Source organism: Nocardioides marmorisolisilvae (assembly GCF_003725775.1).
GTDB lineage: Bacteria > Actinomycetota > Actinomycetes > Propionibacteriales > Nocardioidaceae > Marmoricola > Marmoricola marmorisolisilvae.
In genome coordinates, this window is sequence record NZ_RJSG01000002.1 from 405169 (window position 1) to 429973 (window position 24805).

27 protein-coding genes are annotated in these 24805 nt (G+C 70.6%); 7 read left to right on the forward strand and 20 right to left on the reverse strand.

Annotated features, from left to right (window positions below; genetic code table 11):
• Nucleotides 1–38: 38 nt before the first annotated feature.
• The 8 genes from EFL95_RS05660 to deoC form a co-directional block, all read right to left on the reverse strand.
• Entirely contained in the window at nucleotides 39–950 is a 912-nt protein-coding gene (locus EFL95_RS05660) for an oxygenase MpaB family protein (RefSeq protein ID WP_123233076.1), read from the reverse strand.
• Nucleotides 950–1564, reverse strand: a complete 615-nt coding sequence (locus tag EFL95_RS05665) for a TetR/AcrR family transcriptional regulator (protein WP_123233077.1) — start codon at nucleotides 1562–1564, stop codon at nucleotides 950–952. Before EFL95_RS05665 ends, EFL95_RS05660 begins: the two co-directional genes overlap by 1 nt.
• A gap of 53 nt (nucleotides 1565–1617) precedes the next feature.
• Nucleotides 1618–2937 carry an HNH endonuclease signature motif containing protein gene (locus EFL95_RS05670; RefSeq protein ID WP_123233078.1) on the reverse strand — a complete coding sequence of 440 codons (1320 nt, stop codon included), beginning with the start codon at nucleotides 2935–2937 and terminating at the stop codon, nucleotides 1618–1620.
• 80 nt (nucleotides 2938–3017) lie between these two features.
• Nucleotides 3018–3530 (reverse strand): mycothiol transferase, encoded by a 513-nt coding sequence (locus tag EFL95_RS05675; protein ID WP_123233079.1) that lies wholly within the window; start codon nucleotides 3528–3530, stop codon nucleotides 3018–3020.
• Nucleotides 3531–3550: 20 nt separating this feature from the next.
• A complete protein-coding gene (locus EFL95_RS05680) occupies nucleotides 3551–4144 on the reverse strand; it encodes an ATP-binding protein (RefSeq protein ID WP_246004819.1) in 594 nt (197 codons plus the stop codon).
• Nucleotides 4145–4156: 12 nt separating this feature from the next.
• Complete coding sequence (locus tag EFL95_RS05685) at nucleotides 4157–5032, reverse strand: aldehyde dehydrogenase family protein (protein ID WP_123233081.1); 876 nt, start codon at nucleotides 5030–5032, stop codon at nucleotides 4157–4159.
• Nucleotides 5029–6459 carry an aldehyde dehydrogenase family protein gene (locus tag EFL95_RS05690; RefSeq protein ID WP_123233082.1) on the reverse strand — a complete coding sequence of 477 codons (1431 nt, stop codon included), beginning with the start codon at nucleotides 6457–6459 and terminating at the stop codon, nucleotides 5029–5031. Before EFL95_RS05690 ends, EFL95_RS05685 begins: the two co-directional genes overlap by 4 nt.
• Nucleotides 6460–6461: 2 nt before the next feature.
• Nucleotides 6462–7418: a deoxyribose-phosphate aldolase gene (deoC, locus tag EFL95_RS05695; RefSeq protein WP_246004820.1), complete on the reverse strand. Its 957-nt coding sequence runs from the start codon at nucleotides 7416–7418 to the stop codon at nucleotides 6462–6464.
• A 61-nt stretch (nucleotides 7419–7479) separates the two neighbouring features.
• Between deoC and EFL95_RS05700 the strand changes: the two genes are divergently transcribed.
• Complete coding sequence (locus EFL95_RS05700) at nucleotides 7480–8103, forward strand: hypothetical protein (RefSeq protein WP_123233084.1); 624 nt, start codon at nucleotides 7480–7482, stop codon at nucleotides 8101–8103.
• Here EFL95_RS05700 and EFL95_RS05705 read toward each other — a convergent pair.
• Nucleotides 8100–9737, reverse strand: coding sequence for a phospho-sugar mutase (locus tag EFL95_RS05705; RefSeq protein WP_123233085.1), 1638 nt, complete (start codon nucleotides 9735–9737; stop codon nucleotides 8100–8102). The genes EFL95_RS05700 and EFL95_RS05705 overlap by 4 nt on opposite strands.
• A gap of 23 nt (nucleotides 9738–9760) precedes the next feature.
• On the opposite strand from EFL95_RS05705, the gene EFL95_RS05710 reads away from it, so the two are divergent.
• A complete protein-coding gene (locus EFL95_RS05710; protein ID WP_246004821.1) occupies nucleotides 9761–10219 on the forward strand; it encodes an SRPBCC family protein in 459 nt (152 codons plus the stop codon).
• Here the strand turns inward: EFL95_RS05710 and tpx are convergent.
• From tpx to EFL95_RS05735, 5 genes are read right to left on the reverse strand one after another with little or no spacing between them, the layout of a single operon-like run.
• Nucleotides 10212–10706 (reverse strand): thiol peroxidase, encoded by a 495-nt coding sequence (gene tpx, locus EFL95_RS05715; protein WP_123233086.1) that lies wholly within the window; start codon nucleotides 10704–10706, stop codon nucleotides 10212–10214. The two genes, EFL95_RS05710 and tpx, sit on opposite strands and share 8 nt — an antisense overlap.
• Before the next feature lie 9 nt (nucleotides 10707–10715).
• Nucleotides 10716–11381, reverse strand: a complete 666-nt coding sequence (locus EFL95_RS05720) for a DNA alkylation repair protein (RefSeq protein ID WP_123233087.1) — start codon at nucleotides 11379–11381, stop codon at nucleotides 10716–10718.
• Complete coding sequence (locus EFL95_RS05725; protein WP_123234816.1) at nucleotides 11381–12184, reverse strand: crotonase/enoyl-CoA hydratase family protein; 804 nt, start codon at nucleotides 12182–12184, stop codon at nucleotides 11381–11383. Before EFL95_RS05725 ends, EFL95_RS05720 begins: the two co-directional genes overlap by 1 nt.
• Nucleotides 12185–12230: 46 nt before the next feature.
• On the reverse strand, nucleotides 12231–13223 hold the full coding sequence (locus EFL95_RS05730; RefSeq protein WP_123233088.1) for an aldo/keto reductase: 993 nt from the start codon (nucleotides 13221–13223) through the stop codon (nucleotides 12231–12233).
• Between the two features lie 43 nt (nucleotides 13224–13266).
• Complete coding sequence (locus EFL95_RS05735; RefSeq protein WP_246004822.1) at nucleotides 13267–13665, reverse strand: MerR family transcriptional regulator; 399 nt, start codon at nucleotides 13663–13665, stop codon at nucleotides 13267–13269.
• Between the two features lie 113 nt (nucleotides 13666–13778).
• Here EFL95_RS05735 and EFL95_RS05740 point away from each other — a divergent pair, with 113 nt between their 5' ends.
• Entirely contained in the window at nucleotides 13779–14225 is a 447-nt protein-coding gene (locus EFL95_RS05740) for a cyclic nucleotide-binding domain-containing protein (RefSeq protein ID WP_183407055.1), read from the forward strand.
• Here EFL95_RS05740 and EFL95_RS05745 read toward each other — a convergent pair.
• The 3 genes from EFL95_RS05745 to EFL95_RS05755 are packed head-to-tail and all read right to left on the reverse strand — an operon-like array spanning nucleotide 14222 to nucleotide 16653.
• Complete coding sequence (locus tag EFL95_RS05745) at nucleotides 14222–15388, reverse strand: hypothetical protein (RefSeq protein WP_148044986.1); 1167 nt, start codon at nucleotides 15386–15388, stop codon at nucleotides 14222–14224. The two genes, EFL95_RS05740 and EFL95_RS05745, sit on opposite strands and share 4 nt — an antisense overlap.
• A gap of 5 nt (nucleotides 15389–15393) precedes the next feature.
• Nucleotides 15394–16188, reverse strand: a complete 795-nt coding sequence (locus tag EFL95_RS05750; protein ID WP_123233092.1) for a purine-nucleoside phosphorylase — start codon at nucleotides 16186–16188, stop codon at nucleotides 15394–15396.
• Nucleotides 16189–16197: 9 nt separating this feature from the next.
• A complete protein-coding gene (locus EFL95_RS05755; protein ID WP_123233093.1) occupies nucleotides 16198–16653 on the reverse strand; it encodes a gamma-glutamylcyclotransferase family protein in 456 nt (151 codons plus the stop codon).
• A gap of 45 nt (nucleotides 16654–16698) precedes the next feature.
• Between EFL95_RS05755 and EFL95_RS05760 the strand changes: the two genes are divergently transcribed.
• Genes EFL95_RS05760 through EFL95_RS05770 form a run of 3 tightly spaced genes read left to right on the forward strand, consistent with a single transcriptional unit; the run spans nucleotide 16699 to nucleotide 20166 of the window.
• Nucleotides 16699–18099, forward strand: coding sequence for an NAD(P)H-quinone dehydrogenase (locus EFL95_RS05760; protein ID WP_123233094.1), 1401 nt, complete (start codon nucleotides 16699–16701; stop codon nucleotides 18097–18099).
• A 21-nt stretch (nucleotides 18100–18120) separates the two neighbouring features.
• Nucleotides 18121–19341: a SpoIID/LytB domain-containing protein gene (locus EFL95_RS05765; protein WP_123233095.1), complete on the forward strand. Its 1221-nt coding sequence runs from the start codon at nucleotides 18121–18123 to the stop codon at nucleotides 19339–19341.
• A gap of 24 nt (nucleotides 19342–19365) precedes the next feature.
• Nucleotides 19366–20166, forward strand: a complete 801-nt coding sequence (locus tag EFL95_RS05770; RefSeq protein ID WP_123233096.1) for an SDR family NAD(P)-dependent oxidoreductase — start codon at nucleotides 19366–19368, stop codon at nucleotides 20164–20166.
• On the opposite strand, the gene EFL95_RS05775 is transcribed toward EFL95_RS05770, so the two are convergent.
• Both EFL95_RS05775 and EFL95_RS05780 read right to left on the reverse strand, forming a co-directional pair.
• On the reverse strand, nucleotides 20108–21070 hold the full coding sequence (locus tag EFL95_RS05775; RefSeq protein WP_123233097.1) for an oxygenase MpaB family protein: 963 nt from the start codon (nucleotides 21068–21070) through the stop codon (nucleotides 20108–20110). The two genes, EFL95_RS05770 and EFL95_RS05775, sit on opposite strands and share 59 nt — an antisense overlap.
• Nucleotides 21067–22275, reverse strand: coding sequence for an oxygenase MpaB family protein (locus EFL95_RS05780; protein WP_123233098.1), 1209 nt, complete (start codon nucleotides 22273–22275; stop codon nucleotides 21067–21069). The genes EFL95_RS05775 and EFL95_RS05780 overlap by 4 nt, the downstream gene beginning before the upstream one ends.
• 60 nt (nucleotides 22276–22335) lie before the next feature.
• Between EFL95_RS05780 and EFL95_RS05785 the strand changes: the two genes are divergently transcribed.
• Nucleotides 22336–22941, forward strand: a complete 606-nt coding sequence (locus tag EFL95_RS05785) for a TetR/AcrR family transcriptional regulator (RefSeq protein WP_123233099.1) — start codon at nucleotides 22336–22338, stop codon at nucleotides 22939–22941.
• A 3-nt stretch (nucleotides 22942–22944) separates the two neighbouring features.
• Here EFL95_RS05785 and EFL95_RS05790 read toward each other — a convergent pair whose 3' ends face one another.
• Nucleotides 22945–24729, reverse strand: coding sequence for an acetyl/propionyl/methylcrotonyl-CoA carboxylase subunit alpha (locus tag EFL95_RS05790; RefSeq protein WP_425463955.1), 1785 nt, complete (start codon nucleotides 24727–24729; stop codon nucleotides 22945–22947).
• Between the last annotated feature and the right edge of the window lie 76 nt (nucleotides 24730–24805).

Consider the following 24805-nt stretch of genomic DNA (forward strand, 5'->3'; position numbering starts at 1 on the left):
TCACGCACCGCCGGGGCGGTGCGCATGAGCGCAGGTACTCAGATCGGCCGGATGTCGATCACCTTGCGCAGCCGCTGCTTGTCGCGCTCCAGGCGTCGGGCTTCGTAGGCGATCGGGAAGTAGCGCAGCCGCTCGGGCAGCAGCGGCACGGTCAACGCCACCACTCGGCCGAAGATCCGCAGCTGGGCCTCCTGGCGGCGGGTCCAGGTGACGCCGAGCTTGCGACGGGCGGCCTCGGGGAGCGTGCCGACGACCGAGAGGTACTGCAGGTAGCCGATGGGGTTGATGAGCGCGTTCCAGACCGGGCGCAGGACCTTCGGCGTACCGAGCGGGGGAGCCGGGCGGCGGACACCGGTGAGGAAGTCGCGCGCCACGATGTTGGTGTCGAGCTGCTCCTCGATCTTGTTGGCGAAGAAGGTCTCGAACTCGGCGTACGTCGGCGGGATCTCCTTCTCGGCGACCTTGAAGCCGCGCATCAGCTGCTTCATCTCCTCGTACATGGCCTCGGCGTCCGGGGCGTCCTTGTGGGTGCCGAAGTACTTCTCGCCGACGGAGTAGGCGTAGACGCCGGTGAGCAGCACCCAGGCCCACGGGCCGGAGGAGAGAGCGGTGTGCCGGACACCGTTCTCGTCGACGGCGTCGAGCGTCGAGTGCAGCTCGCGCAGGCGCTCGACCTCGAGCAGCGACTCCTCGTCGGCGTAGACCCACATCATCACCGAGGCGAGGCTGCGCAGCCCGCGGCCGATCGGGTCGGTGCGGAAGGTCGAGTGCTTGTCGACCACCGCGGCGATCGACGGCTCCATCGTCTGGAGCAGGAACGCGCTCCCGGTGGTGAAGGAGAAGGTGACCATGCCGACGCTCTCCCAGAGGATCCCGCCGGGCTCGGCGCAGCGCCGCGGGCGCTCGGCCGGTTCGACGGCCTCGGTGTTGGAAGGCAGGGTGGCGGTCATCAGGCGGTTCCTTCTGTGAGGCGGATGAACGGGGCCAAGTGGTTCTGGACGAAGGCGCGGGTCTCGGCGTCGGTCAGCTGCGTGGTCGCCGGGGTGAGGATCTCGGACTGCGCTACCCGGGTCAGGAAGTCCGCGACCGGGTTCACGTCGTACGCCGGCAGGTGGCCGTCGGTCTGCAGCCGCGTGATGAACGCGGCGAGGTACCCGCGACCGATCTCCAGCAGCGGGGCGGCCTCGAGCGTTAGCCGGGGGAGGACGGACTCGGGTTCGGTGGCCAGGACGCGCTGCAGCAGCTGGTTGTCGCGCAGCCGGTGCGCGACGGCGCTGTAGAGCTGGACAAGCTGCTCAAGGGCGGGAGCGGTCGGGTCGACCTTGTGGTCGACGTAGGAGAGCTCGCGCTGGGCCTCGCGCAGCCCGACGGCCATCACGACGTCGGACTTCTGCGCGTAACGGCGGTAGAGGGTGGCGGGACTGATGCCGGCACGACGGGCGATCTCGCCCATGCTGGTGCGCCGGATCCCGAAGTCGAGGAAGGCTGCCAGGGCAGCATCCAGCACCGGATCGCGGTCGTCGACCGAGTCGGCCGCGGTGGTGAGGTCCGTGCTGGTGGTCATCCCTACCCCTGTGAGAGAAAGTACGAAAACTCTCTCACTCTGTCAGGGGTAGGTCAAGGACTTCGGCTGGATCCGGGCGGTTCGACGGGTCTCGGGGTGAGGTCGCGGGTCCCGGTCTTGTCCTTGAGAAACACGTAGCCGTGCGGACTTCGCCAGAGGTAGGCGTCGGGCCCTACGCGGGTGTAGGTCCAGGTGCTGAAGGTCTTGACGCGGTGGTGGGTGCGGCAGGGTGGGCCGAGGTTGCTGGAGGTCGTTTGGCCGGGTGGGCCGTTGGGGTCGTAGCGCTCGATGTGGTCCTTGTCGCAGTGCCGGGCGTTGCGCTCGCAGAACGGGAAGGGGCACCAGCGGTCGCGCAGGGTGACCTGTTCGTTGAGGCGCTCGGAGGGTCGGTAGCCGGGAGTGGTGATCTCCTGGGCGAGGTCGATGACCGGGCGGACGGTCACGTTGCCGGCGGTGCGGCACCACTCGCGGGCCTGGTCGACGGTGACGAGGTGGCGCCCGGCGTTCTCGACGACGGCGGTGTCGTCGGCGTTGAGGTGGACGTAGAGCATGACCTGCCGTGGGGCAACGGTGGGGGGCTTGATCGGTTCCGTTGAGCTCTTGTCCGGGTCGGGGAGTCCGGAGCTGTAGTCGAAGACGATCTCCCCACGGGCCAGGTTGCCCAGGGCTTTGGCGCGTCGGGCTCCGAGGGGCAGCTCGGAGCCGAGCTGCTTCTGCTGGTCGGCTCCGGCTTGGATGGCTTGTTCGAGGTCTTGGGCATCGGCGAGATCGAGCTCGCCAAGGATGCGGCAGGTGCCGGTGTACGAGGGCTGGTCGTAGAGGATTTCGACGTCTTGGGTCTCTTCGGCTGCGGCGGCAATCTGTTCGGCGTGGACGGGCATGAACTGGGCGATCGCGGCGTCGATGAGCCGCTGCAGCTCGGCGGGACCGATCCGGTCAGCGACCGGGGCGACCCGGGCGTCGACGAACGCGGCGGCCTCGGGGGACAGGGACTGGGTGGCGTGGGCGATCTGTCGGGCGCGCCAGGCTCGCAACGTTCCGGCGGTGACGTGCGACCAGGTCAGCGGGAGCCGGTGGCCCAGCTCGATGACCTCGGCAAAGAGGGTTTCGACCGAGCGGCGGCTCATCCTCAGGACTGCTCCGAACTCCAGGACAGCGAAGTGGGAGACGTGCGGGGCGCCCTGGCCAGCCAGGGAGACCGGGGAGTCGCCGTAGGTGGCGATCGTGGTGTTCTCGGGGTCGACCACCTGGTGCAGCTGCGACCAGGTGAGCGCCCGCTGCAGCAGCCGTGACTCGGCCGCATCGGCCTCGGCACGATCGGCCCGCGCAGCCGCGAGAACGGCTGCGGTGTCGAGGTCGATCGTCGAGGTCATGCAAGAATTCTATGAGCCCGAACCGACCGAAAACCCTTGTCCACAGGGGGAAAGTGCCTTCCTCAGGTCACGCTTCGGTCTCATTCGGCTTCGTCCGTCAGCACCATCCACTGCCGACCGTCGATGAGCTCGCGGACGATGTCGAGGTGACCGGCGTGGGCAGCGTTCTCGACGATCACGTGCAGGATGACCTCCTCGAGGCTGTGCATCCGGTAGTCGCCGAAGAAGTCCGGCCACCACCCGGGCGGCGCGTCGAGGGCGAGGTCGGCGATGGCGGCGTCCGCGAGCTCGATCTCGCGGCGGTAGCCGGCGATCACCTCGGCCGCAGAAGTCCCGGGAGCCAGCTTCCAGGCGTTCTCCAGGTCCTGCAGCGAGCCGGGCACGTGCTCAGCGGTCTCGGCTCCGGCCATCACCTGCCGGAACCAGAACCGCTCCACGTCGAGCGCGAGGTGCTGGACGAGCTCGGCACACGTCCAGCCGGACGGCAGCACGGAGCGGTTCAGGGAGTCCTCGTCGAGACCGTCCAGGATCCCGAGCACGTGCCTACGGGTGGAGTTCAGCTCGTCGATGAGGTTGGTGCGACCGAGAGTCATGCGCCGAACCTACGCCGGGCCTAGGACAGGCGCTGCTGCATTCCGCTCAGCTCGGCGTACGCCGTCTCCGGGCTGACCACCCGGCAGCCCAGCGAGACGGCCCGGGAGACCACCCGGCCCTGGAGCCGCGCGAGGTGCAGGCCGCGGCGGACGAGCACCAGCGGTGGCTTGCGGTGCTCGTTGAGGTCGCGGATCAGGCGACGGGTGAAGGTGACGAGCGGGTGCTGGGTGACGCAGATGGCGTCCGCCAGCAGGCCGCGGCTGCGGCACTCGGCAACGATCTCCTGGGCGAAGATGCCCTCGGCCAGGAAGAGGCCGGCGCCCTCCAGGTTCAGCACCTGGTGCCCGACACGGCGACTCTGGGAGATGTCGTAGACCGGCACGTCCGCGGTGCCCGTGGAGCACAGCGCGGCGATCGCCTCGACCGCGTCCTCGGCGTTCCAGGACCCGGCGTCGTCCCAGTCCACGATCGGTGCGCCACCGGCGAGCTCGAGGCAGGGGAGGGTCGGGTCGTCGCCGTCCTTGTAGAAGTCGTCGAGCATCAGGACGGGCAGGCCCAGCCGGCGTGCGAGCCGGGACTTGCCAGAGCCTGACGGACCAGCAACAACGATCACCTGAGCCAAGACTCAGATGCCCATCGGGTGCCAGACGGTCTTCGTCTCCAGGAACTTCGTCATCCGGTCCAGCGGCGGCGGGGCCACCAGATCCTCCAGCCCGGGCCGGCGGACGCGCTTGAGGTTCTCTGCCGCGGAGACCTCGAGGTCGGCCGCGAGCTCGGCGTCCTCGACGCCGGTCAGGTCGATGCCGTTGACGTCGAGGTGCGAGGCCAGCCACGGCGCGATCTCGGCGACCGACCCGGTGAGCACGTTGACCACACCGCCGGGCAGGTCGCTGGTGGCCATCACCTCGCCGAGGGTGATCGCGGGCAGCGGGTACTTCTCCGAGGCGATGACGACGCAGGTGTTGCCGGTGGTGATCACCGGCGCGACGACGCTGATCAGGCCCATCAGCGGTCGGTCGGGTGCCACGATCGCGACCACGCCGGACGGCTCCGGCGCGGAGTGGTTGAAGTACGGGCCGGCGACCGGGTTCGCACCCCCGACGACCTGGGCGACCTTGTCGGCCCAGCCGGCGTAGAAGACGAGGCGGTCGATCGAGGCGTCGACGAACTTGCGGGCCATCGCCGCGCTGATGCCCTCAGCGGCGCGCAGCTCGGCCTCGAACTGGTCGCGACGCCCCTCGAGGACCTCGGCGATCCGGTAGATCACCTGGCCGCGGTTGTAGGCGGTCCGCCCGGACCAGCCGCCGAAGGCAGCACGCGCGGCGCGCACGGCGTCGCGGGCGTCCTTGCGGGAGGCCTGCGAGGCGTTGGCCAGGAACTTGCCCTTGCTGTCGTTCACGACGTACGAGCGTCCGGACTCCGAGCGCGGGAACTGCCCGTCGATGTACAGCTTGTAGGTCTTCTTGACGTCCAGTCGCTGTGTCGTTGAAGAGGGGCTCATCGCAGGTACGCCTCCAGACCGTGGCGACCGCCCTCGCGGCCGTAGCCCGACTCCTTGTAGCCGCCGAACGGCGAGGCCGGGTCGAACTTGTTGAACGTGTTGGACCAGACGACGCCGGCGCGCAGCTGCGAGGCCATCCAGAGGATCCGGGAGCCCTTGTCGGTCCAGATGCCCGCGGAGAGGCCGAACGGGGTGTTGTTCGCCTTCTCGACCGCCTCCTTGGGCGTGCGGAAGGTCAGCACGGACAGGACCGGGCCGAAGATCTCCTCGCGCGCGATCCGGTGGGCCTGGCTGACGCCGGTGAAGATCGTCGGTGGGAACCAGAAGCCGTTCTGCGGCAGGTCGCACTTCGGCGACCAGCGCTCGGCGCCCTCGGCCTCCCCGATCTCGGAGAGCTCGCGGATCTTGGCCAGCTGCTCGGCGGAGTTGATCGCGCCGACGTCGGTGTTCTTGTCGAGCGGGTCTCCCACGCGCAGGGTCTTCATCCGACGCTTGAGCTTGGCGAGTACCTCCTCGGCCACCGACTCCTGGACCAGCAGCCGCGAACCCGCGCAGCAGACGTGGCCCTGGTTGAAGAAGATGCCGTTGACGATGCCCTCGACGGCCTGGTCGACCGGGGCGTCGTCGAAGACGATGTTCGCGGCCTTGCCGCCCAGCTCCAGGGTGACCCGCTTGTTGCTCCCTGCCACCGCCTTCGCGATCGCACGGCCGACGTCGGTCGAGCCGGTGAAGGCGACCTTGTCGACGCCCGGGTGCGAGACGATCGCCCGGCCGGTCTCGCCGGCACCGGTGACGATGTTGACGACACCCGGCGGCAGGTCGGCCTGCTGGCAGACCTCGGCGAACAGCAGCGCGGTCAGCGGAGTGGTCTCGGCCGGCTTCAGCACCACGGTGTTACCGCAGGCCAGCGCCGGGGCGATCTTCCAGGCCAGCATCAGCAGCGGGAAGTTCCACGGGATGACCTGACCCGCCACGCCCAGCGGCTGCGGGTCCGGGCCGTAGCCGGCGTAGGAGAGCTTGTCGGCCCATCCGGCGTAGTAGAAGAAGTGCGCCGCGACGATCGGGACGTCGACGTCGCGGGTTTCCTTGATCGGCTTGCCGTTGTCGATCGACTCCAGCACCGCGAACTCGCGCGCCCGCTCCTGGATGATCCGGGCGATCCGGAAGAGGTACTTGCCGCGCTCGGCGCCGGACATCTTCGACCAGACCCGGGTGTACGCGCGGCGGGCGGCCTTCACGGCGAGGTCGACGTCCGCGTCATCGGCCTCGGCGATCTCCGCCAGCACCTCCTCGGTGCTCGGGCTGATCGTCTTGAACGACTTGCCGTGCCCGTCGACGAAGTCGCCGTCGATGAACAGCCCGTACGACGGCTTGATGTCGACGATCGCGCGGGACTCGGGGGCGGGTGCGTACTCAAACTTGGTCATCGTCAGTCCAAGGTCACGTAGTCGGGACCGGAGTAGGCGCCGGTCTTGAGCTTGTTGCGCTGCATCAGCAGGTCGTTGAGCAGGGTGGAGGCGCCGAACCGGAACCAGTCCGGGTCCAGCCAGTCCTCGCCGGCGACCTCGTTGACCATCACCAGGTACTTGATGGCGTCCTTGGAGTGCCGGATGCCGCCGGCCGGCTTGTAACCGACCATCTGGCCGGTCGCCTCGCGGAAGTCGCGGACCGCCTCGAGCATCACCAGCGAGACCGGCAGGGTCGCGGCCGGCTGGATCTTGCCGGTGGAGGTCTTGATGAAGTGCCCGCCGGCCATCATCGCCAGCCAGCTGGCCCGGCGGACGCTGTCGAGGGTCTGCAGCTCGCCGGTCTCGAGGATCACCTTGAGGTGGGCGTCACCGCAGGCCTCCTTGACCGCGACGATCTCCTCGAAGACCTCCAGGTAGCGCCCGGAGAGAAACGCCCCGCGGTCGATCACCATGTCGATCTCGTCGGCCCCGGCGGCCACGGCGTCGCGGGTGTCGGCGAGCTTGACCGGCATCGCGGCCCGGCCGCTCGGGAAGGCGGTGGCCACCGCGGCGACCTTGACCCCGGAGCTGCCGAGGGTCTTCTTCGCGGTCGCCACCATGTCCGGGTAGACGCAGACGGCAGCGGTGCTCGGGCAGGTCGGGTCCAGCGGGTCGGGATGCATGGCCTTGTTGGCCAGCGCGCGGACCTTGCCGGGGGTGTCGTTGCCCTCGAGGGTGGTCAGGTCGACCATCCGGATGGCCAGGTCGATCGCCCAGGCCTTCGCGGTGGTCTTGATGGACCGGGTTCCGAGACCCGCAGCGCGCTGCTCGGCACCGACCTGGTCGACGCCGGGGAGCCCGTGCAGGAAGCGGCGGAGCGCAGCGTCGGAGGAGGTCGCCTCGGACACCGAACTCGCCATTGAGTTCAGGATCGTCACCCGGTCAGTCTAGGAGCCCGCCCGGAGGACGGCTAATCGCACGACTGCCTAGGCTGTGCCCGTGGCAGTCACGATCACCGAGCAGAAGTACGGGCCGACGACCGGTGCCTTCACCGGCTGGGTCGGCCTGGTGCTCTGCCTGGGCTCGATCGCCGCGCTGCTGACCGGTGGTCCCACGCACGCGACCCTCAGGTTCGCCCTGGTGCTGGGCGTGGTCGCGCTGCTGGTCTGGTGCTTCGTGCTGCGGCCGCGGGTGATCGTGCGCGAGCCGAACACCCTGCTGCTGCGCAACGCCGTCTCCACCTGGGAGCTGCCGCTGGCCGCGATCACCCGGGTCGGGGTCAAGGCGATCACCCGCGTGCACCTCGGTGACACCCCGTACGACGGGATCGGGGTCGGCCGCCGGGTCCGGAACATGGTGCGTGGTCAGGTGATCAAGCGAGGCGACGGGTTCGCGGACGCCGGACGGGCACTCGGTGACCCGCCGCGCCGCGAGCGCAAGCACCCCAGCGCGAACAGCCCCGAGGCGATCGCCGACCTCGTCACCGAGCAGGTCCTGGCTGCTGCCGAGCGCGCCCGGGATGCAGGTCAGCCGACGGACCCGGTACGCCGCAGCTGGGCCTGGCCCGAGCTGGTGCTGTTCGCGGCGGTCGCGATCGGGTTCGCCGTCACCTACGTCGTCTAGAGGCCGGCTGCCTGCTGGACCCCGGCCCTGATCGCGTCGAGGCGACCCACGGCGGCGATGCGGGCAGCGTCGACGCCGTCCTCGGTGTCGGCCTCGACCGGGATCACGACCTCCAGGTAGCACTTCACCTTCGGCTCGGTCCCGGACGGGCGCACGATCACCCGCGCCCGGTCGGCCAGCGTGAACCGCAGGCCGTCGGTCGGGGGCAGCTCGGCCGAGCCCTCGGCCAGGTCGTCGACCTTCAGGACGTCGAGCCCGCCGAGGCTGGTCGGCGGCTGTTCGCGCAGGCGCTGCATCGTCGCGGGGATCTGGGCGAGGTCGGAGAACCGGACGCTGAGCTGGTCGGTGGCGTGCAGGCCGTGCTGCCGGGCGATGTCGTCGAGCAGGTCCCGCACGCCTCGTCCAGCGGCCTTGGCCTCGGCGGCCAGCTCGCAGACCAGCAGCAGGGCCGAGACCCCGTCCTTGTCCTTCACGTGGTCGGGGTCGACGCAGTAGCCGAGCGCCTCCTCGTAGCCGAAGGCCAGGCCGGGGATCCGGCCGATCCACTTGAAGCCGGTCAGCGTCTCCTGATGAGGCTCGCCGGCCGCCGCGGCCATCGCGCCCAGCAGGCTGGAGGAGACGATCGACTGCGCGTAGACACCGTGCTTGCCCCGGTTGATCAGGTGCTGGGCGAGGAGCGCGCCGACCTCGTCGCCGCGCAGCATCTGCCACCCGTGCGGACCGGGGATCGCGACCGCGCACCGGTCTGCGTCCGGGTCGTTCGCCACCACGATGTCCGCGCCGACCTGCGCCGCGAGCTCCATCGCGAGGTCCATCGCGCCCGGCTCCTCGGGGTTCGGGAACGCCACCGTCGGGAACTCGGGGTCGGGCTGGGCCTGACGCGCGACCAGGTGCGGGTGCGCGAAGCCGGCCTCGCTCAGCACCTGGGCGACGGTGTGGCCGCCGACGCCGTGCAGCGGCGTGTAGACGATCTTCAGGTCCCGCGGGCCGGGACCGACCAGGCTCGCCACGGTGCTGCGGTAGCGGTCCAGCACGTCGTCGCCGAGCACCGTCCCGGACGTGCCGCGGGGAATGTCGGCGAGCGCGCCGACCGCGGCGATCTGAGCGGCGATCTGCTCGTCGGCCGGCGGGACGATCTGGCTCCCGTCGCCGAGGTAGACCTTGTAGCCGTTGTCCTGCGGAGGGTTGTGGCTGGCGGTCACCATCACGCCGGCCACGCAGCCCAGATCGCGGATCGCGAAGGCGAGCAGCGGAGTCGGCAGCGGCCGGGGGAGCACGTAGGCCGCGAACCCGGCCCCGGTCATCACCTCGGCGGTGTCGCGCGCGAACACGTCGGAGTTGTGGCGGGCGTCGTACCCGATGACGACGGAGGCGTCCGGGCCGGCGCCCTCGGCCCGCAGGTAGGCCGCCAAGCCGGCCGCGGCGCGGAGCACGACGACGCGGTTCATCCGGTTCGGGCCGGCGCCGAGCGCGCCGCGCAGACCCGCGGTGCCGAACTCGAGCGTCCCCCGGAACCGGTCGGCGAGCTCCTCGGTGTCGCCGGCCTCGATCAGGGCCTCGAGCTCGGACTTGGTGGCGGGATCGGGGTCCTCGGCCGCCCACGCCCGGGCTGCCTCGATCAGTGCATCCGTCATGCCCGCGACACTAGCCTCCTCGTGTGGGCGTCGCGGACTTCGACTTCGAGCACTCGATGGTGCTGGCTGCCCCACCCGAGGACGTGCACGCCGTGCTCGTCGACCTGGAGTACTTCGGGTCGTGGTGGCCCCAGGTCCGTGCTGTCGCCAGCCTCGGGCCGGACGACGCTCTGGTGGTGTGCCGCTCGGTGCTGCCCTACGACCTGGAGCTGCACCTGCACGCGGAGAGCCGCGAACCGTGGTTGCTGCGGGTCGCGATCGACGGACCGATCCGCGGCTACGCGCAGTGGACCTTGTCGCCGGTGGACGTGCGAACGGCCCCCGGCGGCACCCGGCTCGACTTCGAGCAGCGGGTGCGCGCCGAGGACCGTTCGTTCGTCCTGGCGTCCTACGTCCTCAAGCCCCTGCTCCGCTGGAACCACCACCGGATGATGGCCGGCGCGGAGGAAGGTCTGGCGAGGAAGTTCGGACGGGTCAGCTGAGCGACGCGATGGCCGCGTCGTAGTCCGGCTCCTGGCCGACGGCCGGGACCAGCTGGCTGTGGATCACGGTGCCGTCGGCATCGACGACGACGACCGCGCGGCCGTAGAGGCCCTGGAACTTGCTGTCGGTCAGGGTGATGCCGTAGTCCTGGCCGAACGTCGACCGGAAGCCCGAGGCCACGGTGACGTTCTCGATGCCCTCGGCGCCGCAGAAGCCGGCCAGCGCGAACGGGAGGTCCATCGAGACGTTGAGGACGGTGGTGCCCTCCAGGCCGGCGGCCAGCTCGTTGAACTTCCGGACGCTGGCCTGGCAGACGCCGGTGCCGATGCTCGGGAAGATGTTGAGGACCGTCTTGCCGGTCAGGTCGGCGGAGCTGAGCTCCGCGAGGTCGGCGCCGACCAGGGTGAAGGACGGAGCCTTCGAGCCCTCTGCGGGGAGGTCGCCGACAGTGTTAGCGGTGGAGTCACCGAACGCAATGGTTGCCATAGGGCTTTTCTACAGGACGTGCTTCAACGCCTCGCGCCGGGACAGCGGACTGAGATCGTGACCGTCGGCGTAGGCGAGGACCCAGTCCGGGTTCCAGCGGGCGACCTCGCGCAGCGCCCAGCCGATCGCCTTGCGGATGAAGAACTCCCGGTCGGCCAGGTTCGGCTCGATCAACGTGGCCAGCAGGTCGAGGTCGATCGCGTCCTTGCGGCCGAGCTGGCTGATGATCGCGGAGCGGCGCAGCCACCGGTCCTCGGCGGTGCTCCAGCGGACCAGGACCGGGGCGAGCTCGGCCGGGTGGGTGGTGACCAGATCGGAGATCCGGTGGGCGGTCTCGTCCACGTGGTCCCACCAGGCGCCGGTGACGATGTGGTGCTCGTGCAGCCCCAGCAGGTCCAGGCGGCCGCGGGTCCAGGCCAGGCCGAGCAGGTCCTGGGCCGCGTAGCGCTCCTCGCGGTGGTCGGCGCCGTCCCAGAGCGCTTCGACGGCGTCGAGCAGCTCGGCGGGCGAGGAGCCCCGGGCGAGGCCGCGGGTGGTGCGCCGTACGACCGGGCGGCGGATGCCCAGGAACGGCAGGCCGCCGTTCTCGGCCACCTTCATGTACGCCGCCATCGGCCCGGCGAGCTCCGGGTCCGCGAGGTCCCGGAGCGCTCCGACGATGGCGGCAGCCGGCATCAGCGCAGGAAGCGGCCGCCGAAGACCGGAGCGACCTTCTTGAAGGCGGCGTTGCGGGCGGCCGCGGTGTTCTTGAGCGAGAGCAGCAGGAGCTGCTCGGCCCGCTCGCGGGCGAAGGTCGCCCGCGGCGAGGACGTCCAGGTCTGGTTGAACAGTCGCTTGGTCGCTGCCACCGAGTCCGGCGAGCGCTTGCTGATCTCGGCGGCCAGGTCGAACGCAGCAGCGACCGGGTCGGCGGCGAGCTCGGTCACCAGGCCGAGGTCGGCGGCCTCCTTGCCGGACAGCATCTGCGCGGTCATGGTGAGCCGCTTCGCGGTGTCGATGCCGACCAGCTCGGCCAGCGACCGCACGCCGGTCATGTCCGGGATCAGACCCCAACGTGCTTCGAGGACGGACCACTCCGAGTCCGGGGTCGCGATCCGGAAGTCGGCGGCCAGCGCGAGCTGCACGCCACCGCCGTAGCAGTGGCCGTCGACGGCGGCGATCACCGGGACCGGCAGGCGACGCCAGGCCCAGCAGGCCTCCTGGAACGCGTTGGTGCCGCGCCAGGGGAGCGGGACGAAGGCCTTCACGATGCCGGCGGGCGACTTCAGCGCAGAGGCGAAGTCGAGGCCGGCGCAGAACGAGGAGCCCTCGCCGCTGATCACCACGGCGCGCAGGGTGCGGTCGCGGCGCAGCTCGTTCGCGGTCGCGATCAGCTCGTCCAGCGTCTGCAGGGTGAGCGCGTTGAGTTTGTCCGCACGGGTGAGGCGGACGTGCGCGATGCCGTCGGCGATCTCGTGGGCGACGTACTGGCGGGTCATGGCGACCATGTTACCCGCCAGTACGCCGGGAGCCGTCAGAGGCCGATCAGCGGTCGATCGAGCTCATGTCGCCGTACCGGTCGCCCTGGACGGCGTCGCGCGGCACGACCTCGGTGAGCCGGGTCAGGTCCGCCTCGGTCAGCTCGACGTCGGCTGCGGCGACGTTCTCCTCCAGGTACTTGACGCGCTTGGTGCCGGGGATCGGCGCCACGTCGTCACCCTGGGCGAGCACCCACGCCAGCGCCAGCTGGCCCGGCGTGCAGCCCTTGTCCGCGGCGACCTTGCCGATCTCGTCGACCAGGCGCAGGTTCGCCTCGAGGGCGTCGCCCTGGAAGCGCGGGAAGTACGCCGAGGCGCGGCCGTCGCCCTGCTCCAGGGTGGTCCACTCCTGCTTGCCGGTGAGCATCCCGCGACCGAGCGGGGAGTAGGGCACCAGGCCGATGCCGAGCTCGCGGATCACGCCGAGGATCTCGTCCTCGATGTCGCGTGTGAACAGCGAGTACTCGGTCTGCAGCGCCGTGATCGGGTGCACCGCGTGCGCCCGGCGGATCGTCTCGGCCGAGGCCTCGGAGAGTCCGAGGTGCTTCACCTTGCCCGCTTCGACCAGCTCGGCCATCGCACCGACGGTCTCCTCGATCGGCACGCTCTGGTCGACACGGTGCTGGTAGTAGAGGTCGATGTGGTCGACGCCGAGGCGCTGCAGCGATGCGTCGCACGCAGCCCGGACGTACTCCGGCTTGCCGTTGATGCCGACCCGGGTGCCGTCGGGCAGCCGCTCGTTGCCGAACTTGGTCGCCAGCTGGACCTCGTCGCGGCGGCCGGCGATGGCCTTGCCGACGAGCATCTCGTTGGTGAAGGGCCCGTACATGTCGGCGGTGTCGAGGAACGACACCCCGAGGTCGAGTGCCCGGTGGATGGTCTCGATGCCCGTCGCCTCGTCGGTGGCTCCGTAGAACTCCGACATGCCCATGCAGCCGAGGCCCAGGGTCGAGACGGTGAGGGGACTGGTGGTCCCGAGAGTGCGTGTGGAGAGAGTCATGCCTTCAGCCAACTCCTTAGAGCGCACTCCAAGTCAAGGCCGTTCAGCCGATGTTCTCCAGCTTGCCCTCGTAGATGCCGATCTTCACGTCGATGGCGCGCAGGTGTCCGGTCACCTCGGCGAGCTGGACCTCGACCCGCTCGCGGTGCGCCTTGAGCAGTGCGAGCCTCTCGGCCTCGTTGCCGTCGCCGGCCCGCACCAGCGCGGCGTACCGGCGGACGTCGCGGATCGGCATGCCGGTCGAGCGCAACCGGGTGATCAGCTGGATCCACGTGAGGTCGCGTTCGGTGTAGCGGCGGTGCCCGGAGGTCGAGCGTTCGACGGACTCCAGCAGCAGGCCGTCGCGCTCGTAGTAGCGCAGCGTGTGCGCGGTCAGCCCGGTGTGCTCGGCCGCCTCGGCGATGCTCAGGGACGTGGTCCCCGGGGTCTGCACAGTGGTCACCCGCCCAGTCTGATCCTTCGAGCCCACTCTAAGTCAAGGCGGCGATGTATCAGGGGCAGGGACGTGCGCTCTGGATGGGCGTCCCACGTTCCCCTCCCGACAGGACAGCCCCGATGAGCTACCGACACCGCTACATGACCAGCCACGGCCCCGCACCCCGCGGTGACGTTCGCGCCGAGATGAGGCTGCTGGCCTCGGTGCCTAGCCTCACCCAGGCTCCGGAGAGCCTCCTGGCCGCGATGGTCGACCTGGGACACGTCGTCCCGGTGCGCCCGCGCTGGGCGCTGCTGACCGAGAAGACCGCTCCGGAGAAGGCCTACGTGCTGCTGCACGGCGAGGTCGACGTCCGCCGTGACGGCGAGGACCTGGGTCGCTGTCGCAGCGGCGAGATCCTCGGCGAGCTGGGCATCGTCCGGAACCGGCTGCGCTCGGCGACCGTGGTCACCGCGACCGAGGCCACCGTGCTGCACCTGAGCGTCCCGGCCTTCGAGCAGCTGCGCGCCGAGCACCGGTACTTCCGCGACCTCGTGGGCGAGGCCGTCGACCGCAAGAGCGCTTAGCCCGCGCCCTGACCGATCCGGATCTCGGGCCGGAACGTCAGGTACAGCACGTTGCTCCACACCTGCAGCGGGAACCGTGCCGTCCACGTCGCATCGGTGTAGAAGTTCTGCGTCAGGCCGGTCGACTGGAAGCGGATCCCGCTGGACTCGACCCGATTGAAGTCCTCGTTCTCCTGGGAGCTGATGATCCACAGCACGCCGGGACGGTCGCCCTCGGCAAGCGTCCAGGTCACGTAGGTGTGCTCGTCCAGGCCGAAGCAGCCGTGGCGGGCCGTGGCCTGGCTCTGCACCGCGCACGGCGGCGGGTCGAGCTGAGGCACCGTGCCGACCGTCGTCAGGACATCCACGGTGAAGGGCTCGTAGGCATCGGTTCCCGGGTAGGACAGATGGGCACCCACGGCGTCCGGTCCGAACTCCGTCCGGGTGGACGGCTTCACCGAGGTTGCCTTGAGCTGGGCCAGGTCCTCGAACTGCTCGGCCAGCTCGGCCGGTGTGCTGGCTCTCACGACGGGCTTCGCCGGGGAATGCTCCGGCCCGGAGTAGTCCTTCAGGACAGCGCCGGCCGCGATCGCTCCGGTCGTCGTGCGCAGGCTCATCGCCGGGTCCAGCGCTGCGGCCCGCAGGTCGTCGGGGTCGATCGTCAGGTCCACGGTGCGCGGGTCGGCGGAGAACAGCCCGCTGCCCTCGTAGGCGACGCGCACGACCTCGTCCTCGCGGACCACGGTCCAGGAGTAGGTTCCGGGTTCTTCCTCCTCCGCGCCGCGATCCCACCGGAACACCAGCGGGACGCCGTCGACCTCGTGCTGCTCGCACCGTTCGTCGGTGTCACGGCAGGTCAGGAACGCGCGCTCGTCCTTCGCGTAGGACGCGATCTTGCCGACCTCGATCCGCACGGTCCTGGTCGGGCCCGACTCGCTGCCTTCGGGGTCGACGCCGTAGTCGACCTGGGCACCGATGCTCAGCGGGTCGTCGTAGTCAGACCAGGATCCGGTCTCGCGCCGGGGCTCCGAGCCGTGCACGTGGTCGATCAGCACCGCAGCGAGCGCGCGCGGGGTGGCGTCGACCGGGTCGCCCTGCGACACCGCAGGATCGGCTTTCGAACCGCAGGCGGTGAGAACCGGGATCGCGAGCAGCGCGACCAGCGTGAGCCTGCCCGAGAACACCACCACTAGATACGCGGCACGATCGCGGAGAGCAGCTCGCCCATCCGGGTGGCCGCTGCGTTTCCTGCCTCCAGCACCTCGGCGTGGTTCAGCGGCTCGCCGGTCATCCCGGCCGCGAGGTTGGTGACGAGCGAGATGCCGAGCACCTCCATGCCGGCCTCGCGGGCGGCGATCGCCTCTAACGTCGTGCTCATCCCGGCCAGCTCGCCGCCGATCGCACGGACCATGCCGATCTCGGCCGGGGTCTCGTAGTGCGGGCCGGGGAACTGGACGTAGACGCCTTCGTCGAGCCCCGGCTCGACCTCCTGGCACAGCGCCCGCAGCCGCGGGCTGTAGAGGTCGGTCAGGTCGACGAAGTTGGCACCCTCGATCGGTGAGGTCGCGGTCAGGTTGATGTGGTCGCGGATCAGCACCGGAGTGCCCGGCGTCCAGGTCGGCTTCAGGCCGCCGCAGCCGTTGGTCAGCACGACCACCCCGCACCCGGCGGCGGCAGCGGTGCGCACGCCGTGCACGACGGCTCGGACGCCGAGGCCCTCGTAGTAGTGGGTGCGGCCGAGGAACACGAGCAGGTTCTTCTCGCCGCTGCGCACCGAGCGGATCTTGCCGGCGTGACCGGCGACCGCGGGCGGGGCGAAGCCGGGCAGGTCGGTGGTGGAGATCTCGGCGACGGCCTCGCCCAGGGCGTCCACGGCCGGCAGCCAGCCGGAGCCCATGACCAGGGCGATGTCGTGGGAGGCCACGCCGGTCTTCTCGGCCAGGACGGCGGCGGCCTGGGCAGCCTGCTCGGTGTAGGAAGTCACCGCAGGACTCTAACCGCCGAAGGTGCTCCGGCACGGACGGCGTCGCAGCGCTGCGACGTAGTCGTCAGGGGCGTCCGCGGCCTCGGCCGAGTCGGCCAGCGTGCCCAGGTACGTCGCCGAGGGGAGCCCGCCTTCGAAGGCGTCCAGCACGTAGACCCAGGCCACGACCTCCTCGGTCAGGGTCGAGACCCGGACCTTGGTCTTGCGGTAGAGCCCGGTGTCCGCGGACTCCCAGCCGTCGAGGTTGGCCATGTCCTCGTCGGTGACGTCGTAGACCGCGACGAAGACCTGCTCGAAGGGGTCCTGCACGATCGTGCCCAGGGCGCCGTCCCAGCCGTGGTCCTCGCCGCCGAAGGTCAGCCGCCAGCCCTGGAGCCACCCGGTCCCGTGCAGCGGGGAGTGCGGGCACCGCTCGCTCATGCGCGCGGGATCCAGATTGGTCCCGTAGGCGGCGTACAGGGTCACGGGTCAAGGGTAGGGGAGTCGGCAGGTCCGCGGACGTGCGACACAATGGCGTCCGTGACGCGAGTGGTGATCATCGGAGGCGGTCCCGGCGGCTACGAGTCCGCCCTGGTGGCGGCCCAACTGGGTGCCGAGGTCGTGGTCGTCGACTCCGACGGACTCGGTGGCTCCGCCGTGCTGACCGACTGCGTGCCCAGCAAGACGCTGATCGCCACCGCCGAGCTGATGACCGACATGGCCACGGCTCCCGAGCTCGGCATCGGCCTCGCCGACCCGTCCTCGGCCGCAGCGCAGGTCGAGGTCGACCTCGCTCGCGTCAACGCCCGGGTTCTGGCCCTGGCCGCCGAGCAGTCCGAGGACATCGGGAACCGGCTGGAGCGCGAGGGCGTCCGCGTCGTCGTGGGTCGCGGCCGGCTCGACGGTCCCGAGCGCGTGGTCGTCACCGGCGAGGAGGGCGTGATCGAGGAGATCGACGCCGACGCCGTCCTGGTGGCCACCGGTGCGGCCCCGCGAACACTGCCGACCGCGGAGCCCGACGGCGAGCGGATCCTGACCTGGGAGCAGGTCTACAACCTCACCGAGATGCCCGAGAAGCTGATCGTGGTCGGCTCCGGTGTCACCGGCGCCGAGTTCGCCAGCGCCTACCTCGCGCTCGGCATCGAGGTCGTCCTGGTCTCCTCGCGGGACCGGGTGCTGCCCGGCGAGGACGCCGACGCCGCTGAGGTGCTCGAGCAGGTGCTCACCCGTCGCGGCATGAACGTGATGGGCAAGTCCCGGATGGAGTCGGTCACCCGCGACGGCGACACCGTCACGGTCGCGCTCACCGACGGCCGCTCGGTCACCGGGTCGCACTGCCTGCTCGCGCTCGGCTCGGTGCCGAACACTGCGGGCCTGGGCCTGGAGTCGGCCGGGGTCAAGACCGACGACGGCGGCTTCATCGTGGTCGACCGGGTCTCGCGCACCAGTGCCCGGGGTGTGTACGCCGCGGGCGACTGCACCGGCGTGCTGATGCTGGCCTCGGTCGCCGCCATGCAGGGCCGGATCGCGATGTGGCACTTCCTCGGCGACGCGGTCGCGCCGCTGGACCTGAAGAAGGTCTCCTCGAACGTCTTCACCGCGCCCGAGATCGCAACCGTCGGCTGGTCCCAGCAGGCCGTCGACGCCGGGGAGATCGTCGCGGAGTCGGTGACCCTGCAGCTCGCGGGCAACCCGCGGGCGAAGATGCAGGGCGTCCGCGACGGCTTCGTGAAGCTGTTCTGCCGCCCGGGCACCGGGATCGTCGTCGGCGGCGTGGTCGTGGGACCGCGGGCCAGCGAGCTGATCCACCCGGTCTCGCTCGCGGTGGCTGAGTCGCTGACCGCCGACCAGGTGGCCAACGCGTTCACCGTCTACCCGTCCAACAGCGGGTCGGTCGCGGAGGCGGCTCGGCGTTTGCACCACCCGCGTTGAGCGGTCGCCTACCCTGGCTGCATGCGTTCTCGGTTCACTCTGGTTCTCACCCTTCTCGTCAGCACCACGTTCCTCGGTGCGGCGCCCGCCCACGCGGACGAGCCCAAGGTCTCGGTCTACGGGACCACGACGTTCACGGGGCACGGGTTCGGCCACGGACGCGGCATGTCCCAGTACGGCGCACGCGGTCGGGCCATCAAGGCGTGGAAGGCCTCGTCGATCCTGAACTTCTACTACCCGGGGACCACGCTCTCGAACGCGAGCGGGGACATCCGGATCTGGCTGAAGGGTGACATCGACAGCGACACGATCGTGCTGCCCAAGGCCGGCCTCTCGATCACCGACTCCGCGACCGGCAAGACCTACAAGCTGCCGACCACGATCGGCGCGACCTCGTGGCGGTTGACCGGCAGCGGTGCGAGCTCGGGCTTCAAGCTGAGCTACTCGAAGAACGGCTGGCACAGCTACCTCCCTGGTGGCCACTCGCTCTCGGGCTACGGGGAGTTCCGGACGTCGGCGTACACGATCACGGTGAAGATGCCCGGGGGCAACAAGAGCTACCGGGGCGCGATCCAGCGCCGCAACGGCCACACCATCAACCGCACCAGCTTCGACAGCTACGTCAAGGGTGTCGTGGCCGCCGAGATGCCGCCGACCTGGCCGATGGAGGCGCTGAAGTCGCAGGCGATCGCCGCGCGGACGTTCGGTGCCTACTCGAAGGCGACGAGCTCGGGGCCGAGCGACACCTGGAACGTCGACGACACCACGAACTACCAGGTCTACGGCGGCCTCGCCGCGGAGACGAGCCGGACCAACCAGGCCGTCGTCGGAACCGCCGGCAAGATCCTGACCTACGCCGGAGCGCCGGACAACGGCGGCCCGGCGTACACGCAGTTCTCCTCCTCGAACGGCGGCTGGACCGTCGCCGGCGACACCAAGCCGTACCTGGTCGCTGCGCAGGACACCTACGAGCAGTACGGGAGCAACCCGTACGCGAACTGGACCTACGCGCCCTCGCAGTCGACCCTGCAGACCAAGCTCGAGGCCCTCGCCTCGGACAAGGGCACCGACATCGGGACCCTGAAGTACCTCCAGGTCGTCGATCGGGACGGGCACGGCGAGTGGGGCGGCCGCGTGCTGGACATCCGGCTGATCGGCACGAAGGCCAGCATCGTCGTCGGCGGCTCGGACCTGCGGTTCGCGATCGGGCTCCGCTCGACCTGGTTCCAACTAGCCCCCTGACCCCCGGGGCTCTACGGTTCGTCCATGGCCCTTCCCACCCCTGCACCTGACCGCACCGCCGTCGTCACCGGCGCCTCCTCGGGCATCGGCGCCGAGATCGCGCGCGACCTGGTCCGCCGTGGCCACCAGGTCGTCCTGGTCGCCCGCACCGAGTCGAAGCTGAAGGCGCTCGCCGACGAGCTCGGGGCCGGCGCGCACGTGCTCGCCGCGGACCTCTCCGACCGCGCCGCCCGCGCAGGTCTGCTCGACCGGATCACCGCGCTCGGCCTGACCCCGGACATCCTGGTCAACAACGCCGGTCTGTCGACGCTGGGCCCGGTGTCGAAGAGCGACCCCGAGGCCGAGATGAACATGGTCGAGGTCGACGTGGTCAGTGTCGTGGACCTGTGCAGCCGGTTCCTGCCGGGCATGGTCGAGCGCGGCACCGGCGCGGTGCTCAACGTCGCCTCCACCGCGGCGTTCCAGCCGCTGCCCGGTCAGGCCGGGTACGGCGCGGGCAAGGCGTTCGTGCTCTCCTACAGCCAGAGCCTGTCCGGCGAGCTCAAGGGCAGCGGTGTCGCCGTCACGGTGCTGTGCCCGGGGCCGGTCGACACCGGCTTCGGCGAGGCCGCCGGCTTCACCAAGGAGCAGGCCGACGACGCACTCCCGGCCTTCATGTGGATCTCGGCCGACCGGGTCGCCAAGGAGGCGGTCGACGGTCTGGCGAGCGGCAAGCTGGTCGTCATCCCCGGCGTCGGCAACAAGGCCGGCGCGGCCTTCGCCAAGATCACCCCGAAGCGTCTGCTGATCCCGATCCTCGCGAAGCAGCACCCGGGCCTGCAGTAGCGGCGTACGGGGCCGGCACGTCCGAGACCCCGGGCATGCTGACCCGTCCGTGCCGGAGGTGGTGCCGCTCGGTCGCCGCGACCGCGCGGTAGAAGTCCTTCGAAGGGCCGGACAGCAGGGCGGTCCGCGGCAGCCCCGGCGCAGCGTGGGCGATCCTGCTGCCGCGGGCGATCGTCCGGAACGCCAGCTCCTGGGCCGGGGTCCAACGGAGCCCGAACAGGTCGCGCACCGGTACCGGCAGGCTGCCGACGACCACGGTGGCCAGCGCCGGTGAGCCGATCATCGCCGGCCCGGGCAGCGGGTAGCCCGCGGTTCCGGCGAGGTAGGAGCCGACCAGCCGGGCCTCCTCGGTCAGGAACACCTCCCCGTTGACCAGGCGGGCGTCCATCCGGGCCCGGAACTCGGCGTACGTCGTCGGCGCGGCGTCGCGGGGCATCCCGAACAGGCACGCCCAGTCGACGAAGTCGGCCAGCAGCGCCTCGCGCTCGCCGGTGCTGAGACGTCGGACCAGCAGGTCGTGCATCACCTCGACGGAGTCGAGGGCGAACGCGGCCGTCATCCACATCAGGTCGCCCCGCCCGGCGTCGTACGGGGTGCCCAGCGGGGCGTGCACGCCGCCATCGACCTGGGTGGTCCCGACCACCGACGCGTGCTTACGTGCGGTGAACAGCAGCGCCTTGTCGGCCTCCTCCTTGCTGCCGAGGAACACCGCCTCGAACAACCGGGCCGTCAGCGCCAGCCGGGTCCACGGGGTCTCCCGGTGGGTGGTGTGCTGGGCCGTGCCGACGAAGAGCACCGGGTGGGTCGCGCCGACGACCAGGGCCCGCTGGCCCCAGGTGAGGCCGACCGCCCGTTGCCGGAGGGCCCGGACGGCGATCGAGGTCTCCGGGAAGTACCCGGTCACGCGGGGACCTCGGCGATCGGGGGTCGGCTCCCGGCGTACTGGAGTCGTTCCATCCGGACCAGGGCCCGCTCGGCGCGCCGGTCCAGGATCCGCTTCCCGCCGGGGAGGCGTCCGACCAGGTGCGACCAGAAGACGTTGGAGGCCACCCGGTACGCCGGGTACCAGGGCGGGCGTGCCGGCTGGCCGACGTCCTTCATCCCGATGCCGAGGTTGAGGTAGGTCGCCATGCTCAACGACCGCTCCCGCTCGTACCAGCGGCGCAGCGGGCTGATGCCAGGGGCGTTGTCGTGCATGGTGATCAGCCCGGACCCGAGCTGGACCGAGGCGGGCTCGGGGGCCGAGAAGCCGGCGATCACGTTGGCCAGCACCCGCCGGCCCTGGCGCTCGGTGTGGGGCAGCCACCGCTCCGGGACGCCCATCAGCCAGCCGACGTAGGACCAGAGGTGCATGATCGCCGCGGCGTCCTCGCGCGGGATCCGGATGCCGAGGGCACGGGCCTGGAGCAGGTAGCTGGTGCTGAAGGAGCCGATGGTGCCGGCGCGGTCGTGGTCGTTGATCGGGACGCCGCGGAACTCCCACTCCCAGGACGGGTCGCGCTCGAGCTGGTAGTTCACGAAGGCGTGCATCACCCGCACGTGCACCGAGAGGCGCCATCCCTCGCCGTCGCGCGCCATGCCTCCCGGGGCGGTGCAGGCCAGCCACCACTGGCCGGTCTCGCCGACCCGGTTCAGGGTGTCGTCGAAGCGGCCGGTGCGGACCAGCGGCTGGAGGGCACCGCCGGAGCGGTAGCCACCGAGCAGTGACCCGAAGGCGAGGATGTCGAAGCCGTCCTTCCCGATCCGACGGGCCGCCGCAGCTCCCTGCTCGAGGAGTGCGTCGTCGACCCAGTCCGGGCGGTGCTCGACGCGGTCGAAGAACGCGACCAGAGCAGGGTGGGGGTCGGGGACCGCGTCGAGGCCGCCGGCCATCGCCGCGCGGACCTGCGGCATCGTCAGCGCGTGCTCCTCGCGGACGGCCCGAACCAGGTCGTCGGCGAGCTGGTCGCGGCTCAGCAGCCCGCCGACCAGGTCCTCCAGCTCCTCGCCGCGCATCCGCGCGTGGGGACCCGCGAGCGCGAACATCGGCTTGGCGAAGCGCTCGGACCAGTCGCGGGCCGCGCCGTAGCGCGTGGGGACGGAGCGGACGTCGGTGGCCTCTGCGGTCATGCTCCTACGATAAGATGAGTAAATGCTCAGGTTCTACTCGCGTTTTCCCGGAGTGTCGTGATGGCGACCTCCCGCCGCAGAGCGCCCGTCCAGGAGCGGTCGCGGGCGATGGTCGAGCAGATCCTCGAGGCCGCGACTCGCGTTCTGAGCAGCTCCGGATACGCCCAGATGAGCACCAACCGGATCGCCGACGAGGCCGAGGTGAGCGTGGGGTCGCTCTACCGGTACTTCGGCGACAAGGAGGAGATCTTCGACGAGCTCCGGGCCCGGGCGACCGACGAGATCATGCGCGAGCTCACCGACGCGATCGTCCGCGCCTCCGGTCAGCCGCCGATGGTCGGCGTCCGCGGACTGGTGGCCGCCCTGGTCGGCTCGCTGCAGCGGCACGAGGCTGTGGCGCGGGCCCTGGTCAACGAGATGCCGATGGGCACCCAGGCCAACGTGCTGCCCGAGATCGAGCGGACGCTGGCGCAGTTCACCCGGATGTACGCCGCTCAGCAGGCGCCGCACCTGTCGGCCGCCGAGCTCGACGCCCGGATCTACCTGGCGATGGGCATCACGCTGAACAGCTGCCTGCGGATCGCGCTGGAGCGACCGCCGGAGCTGGACGAGGACCACCTGATCGACCTGGTGGCCGGGATGCTGGCGCTGGGACTCAGCGCGTAGGCGCTACTCGGCGGACTTGATCTCGCAGAGGACCTCGCCGTTGCCGACGGTGGCGCCGACCTCGGCGGTCAGGCCGGTGATGGTGCCGGCCTTGTGCGCCTTCAGCGGCTGCTCCATCTTCATCGCCTCCAGGACCACGACCACGTCGCCCTCGGCGACCTCAGCGCCCTCCTCGACGGCGACCTTGACGATGGTGCCCTGCATCGGGCTGGTCACCGAGTCGCCGGATGCCGCAGCGCCGGCCTTCTTGCCCGCCGCGCGCTTCGGCTTCTTGGCCGCCGCGGGAGCAGCCGAGCCGATGCCACCGAGACCAGCGGGCAGGACGACCTCGAGACGGCGACCGCCGACCTCGACGGTGACCTTCTGCCGCTCGCCGGCCTCTTCAGCCTCGCCGGCCGCGCCGCCGTACGGCGTGATGGTGTTGTTGAAGTCGGTCTCGATCCAGGTCGTGTAGACGTCGAACGAGCCCTCGCCGGAAGGGTTGGACGCACCGACCCAGGCGGGGTCGTTGACGATGACCTCATCGAAGGTCAGGGCGGTGGGCATGCCGTCGACCTCGAACTCGGAGATCGCGCGCCGGGAGCGCTCGATCGCCTGCGTGCGGTCGCGACCGGTGACGATGAGCTTCGCGATCAGGGAGTCGAAGGCGCCGGGGACGGTCTCGCCCACGGCGTAGCCACCGTCGACGCGGACGCCCGGGCCCTGCGGCGGGTTCCACTTGGTCAGCGTGCCGGGGGCGGGCATGAAGTTGTTGCCGCCGTCCTCGGCGTTGATCCGGTACTCGATCGAGTGGCCGCGGATCTCCGGGTCGCCGTACCCGAGCTCCTCGCCCGCGGCGATGCGGAACATCTCGCGGACCAGGTCGATCCCGGTGACCTCTTCCGAGACGCAGTGCTCGACCTGGAGGCGGGTGTTGACCTCGAGGAAGGAGATGGTGCCGTCAGCGGCGACCAGGAACTCGCAGGTGCCTGCGCCGACGTACTTGGCCTCGCGCAGGATCGCCTTCGAGGACTCGTAGAGGCGCTGGTTCTGCTCGTCGGTCAGGAACGGCGCCGGGGCCTCCTCGACGAGCTTCTGGTGGCGGCGCTGGAGCGAGCAGTCGCGGGTGGAGACCACCACGACGTTGCCGTGCGCGTCGGCCAGGCACTGGGTCTCGACGTGGCGCGGCTTGTCCAGGAACTTCTCGACCAGGCACTCACCGCGACCGAAGGCGCTGATCGCCTCACGGGTCGCCGATTCGTAGAGCTCGGGGATCTCCTCGAGCGTGCGGGCGACCTTGAGGCCGCGACCGCCGCCGCCGAAGACCGCCTTGATGGCGACCGGGAGGCCGTGCTCCTTCGCGAACGCGACGATCTCGTCGGCGTCCTTGACCGCGTCCTTCAGGCCCGGGGCCAGCGGCGCGCCGGCGGCCAGGGCGATCTGCTTGGCCTTGGCCTTGTCGCCGAGGCCCTCGATCGCGGCGGGGGAGGGGCCGATCCAGATCAGGCCGGCGTCGAGGACGGCCTGCGCGAAGTCGGCGTTCTCGGCGAGGAAGCCGTAGCCCGGGTGCACGGAGTCGGCGCCGGAGGTCTTCGCGACGTCGATGATCTTGGCGATGTCGAGGTAGGTCTCGGCCGGGGTGGCGCCGCCCAGCGAGTAGGCCTCGTCGGCCAGCCGGACGAACTGCGCGTCGCGATCGGGCTCGGCGTACACCGCCACGCTGCCGATGCCGGCGTCCTTGCAGGCGCGGATGACGCGCACTGCGATCTCACCACGGTTGGCGATCAGAACCTTCTGCAAACCGGTCACGGGCACGCTCACTCCTGGTGTCTTCTCGAATCCTCCGGGAGTCTATTGGTCGGCTCGGAGTGGTCGTGCCGGGGTC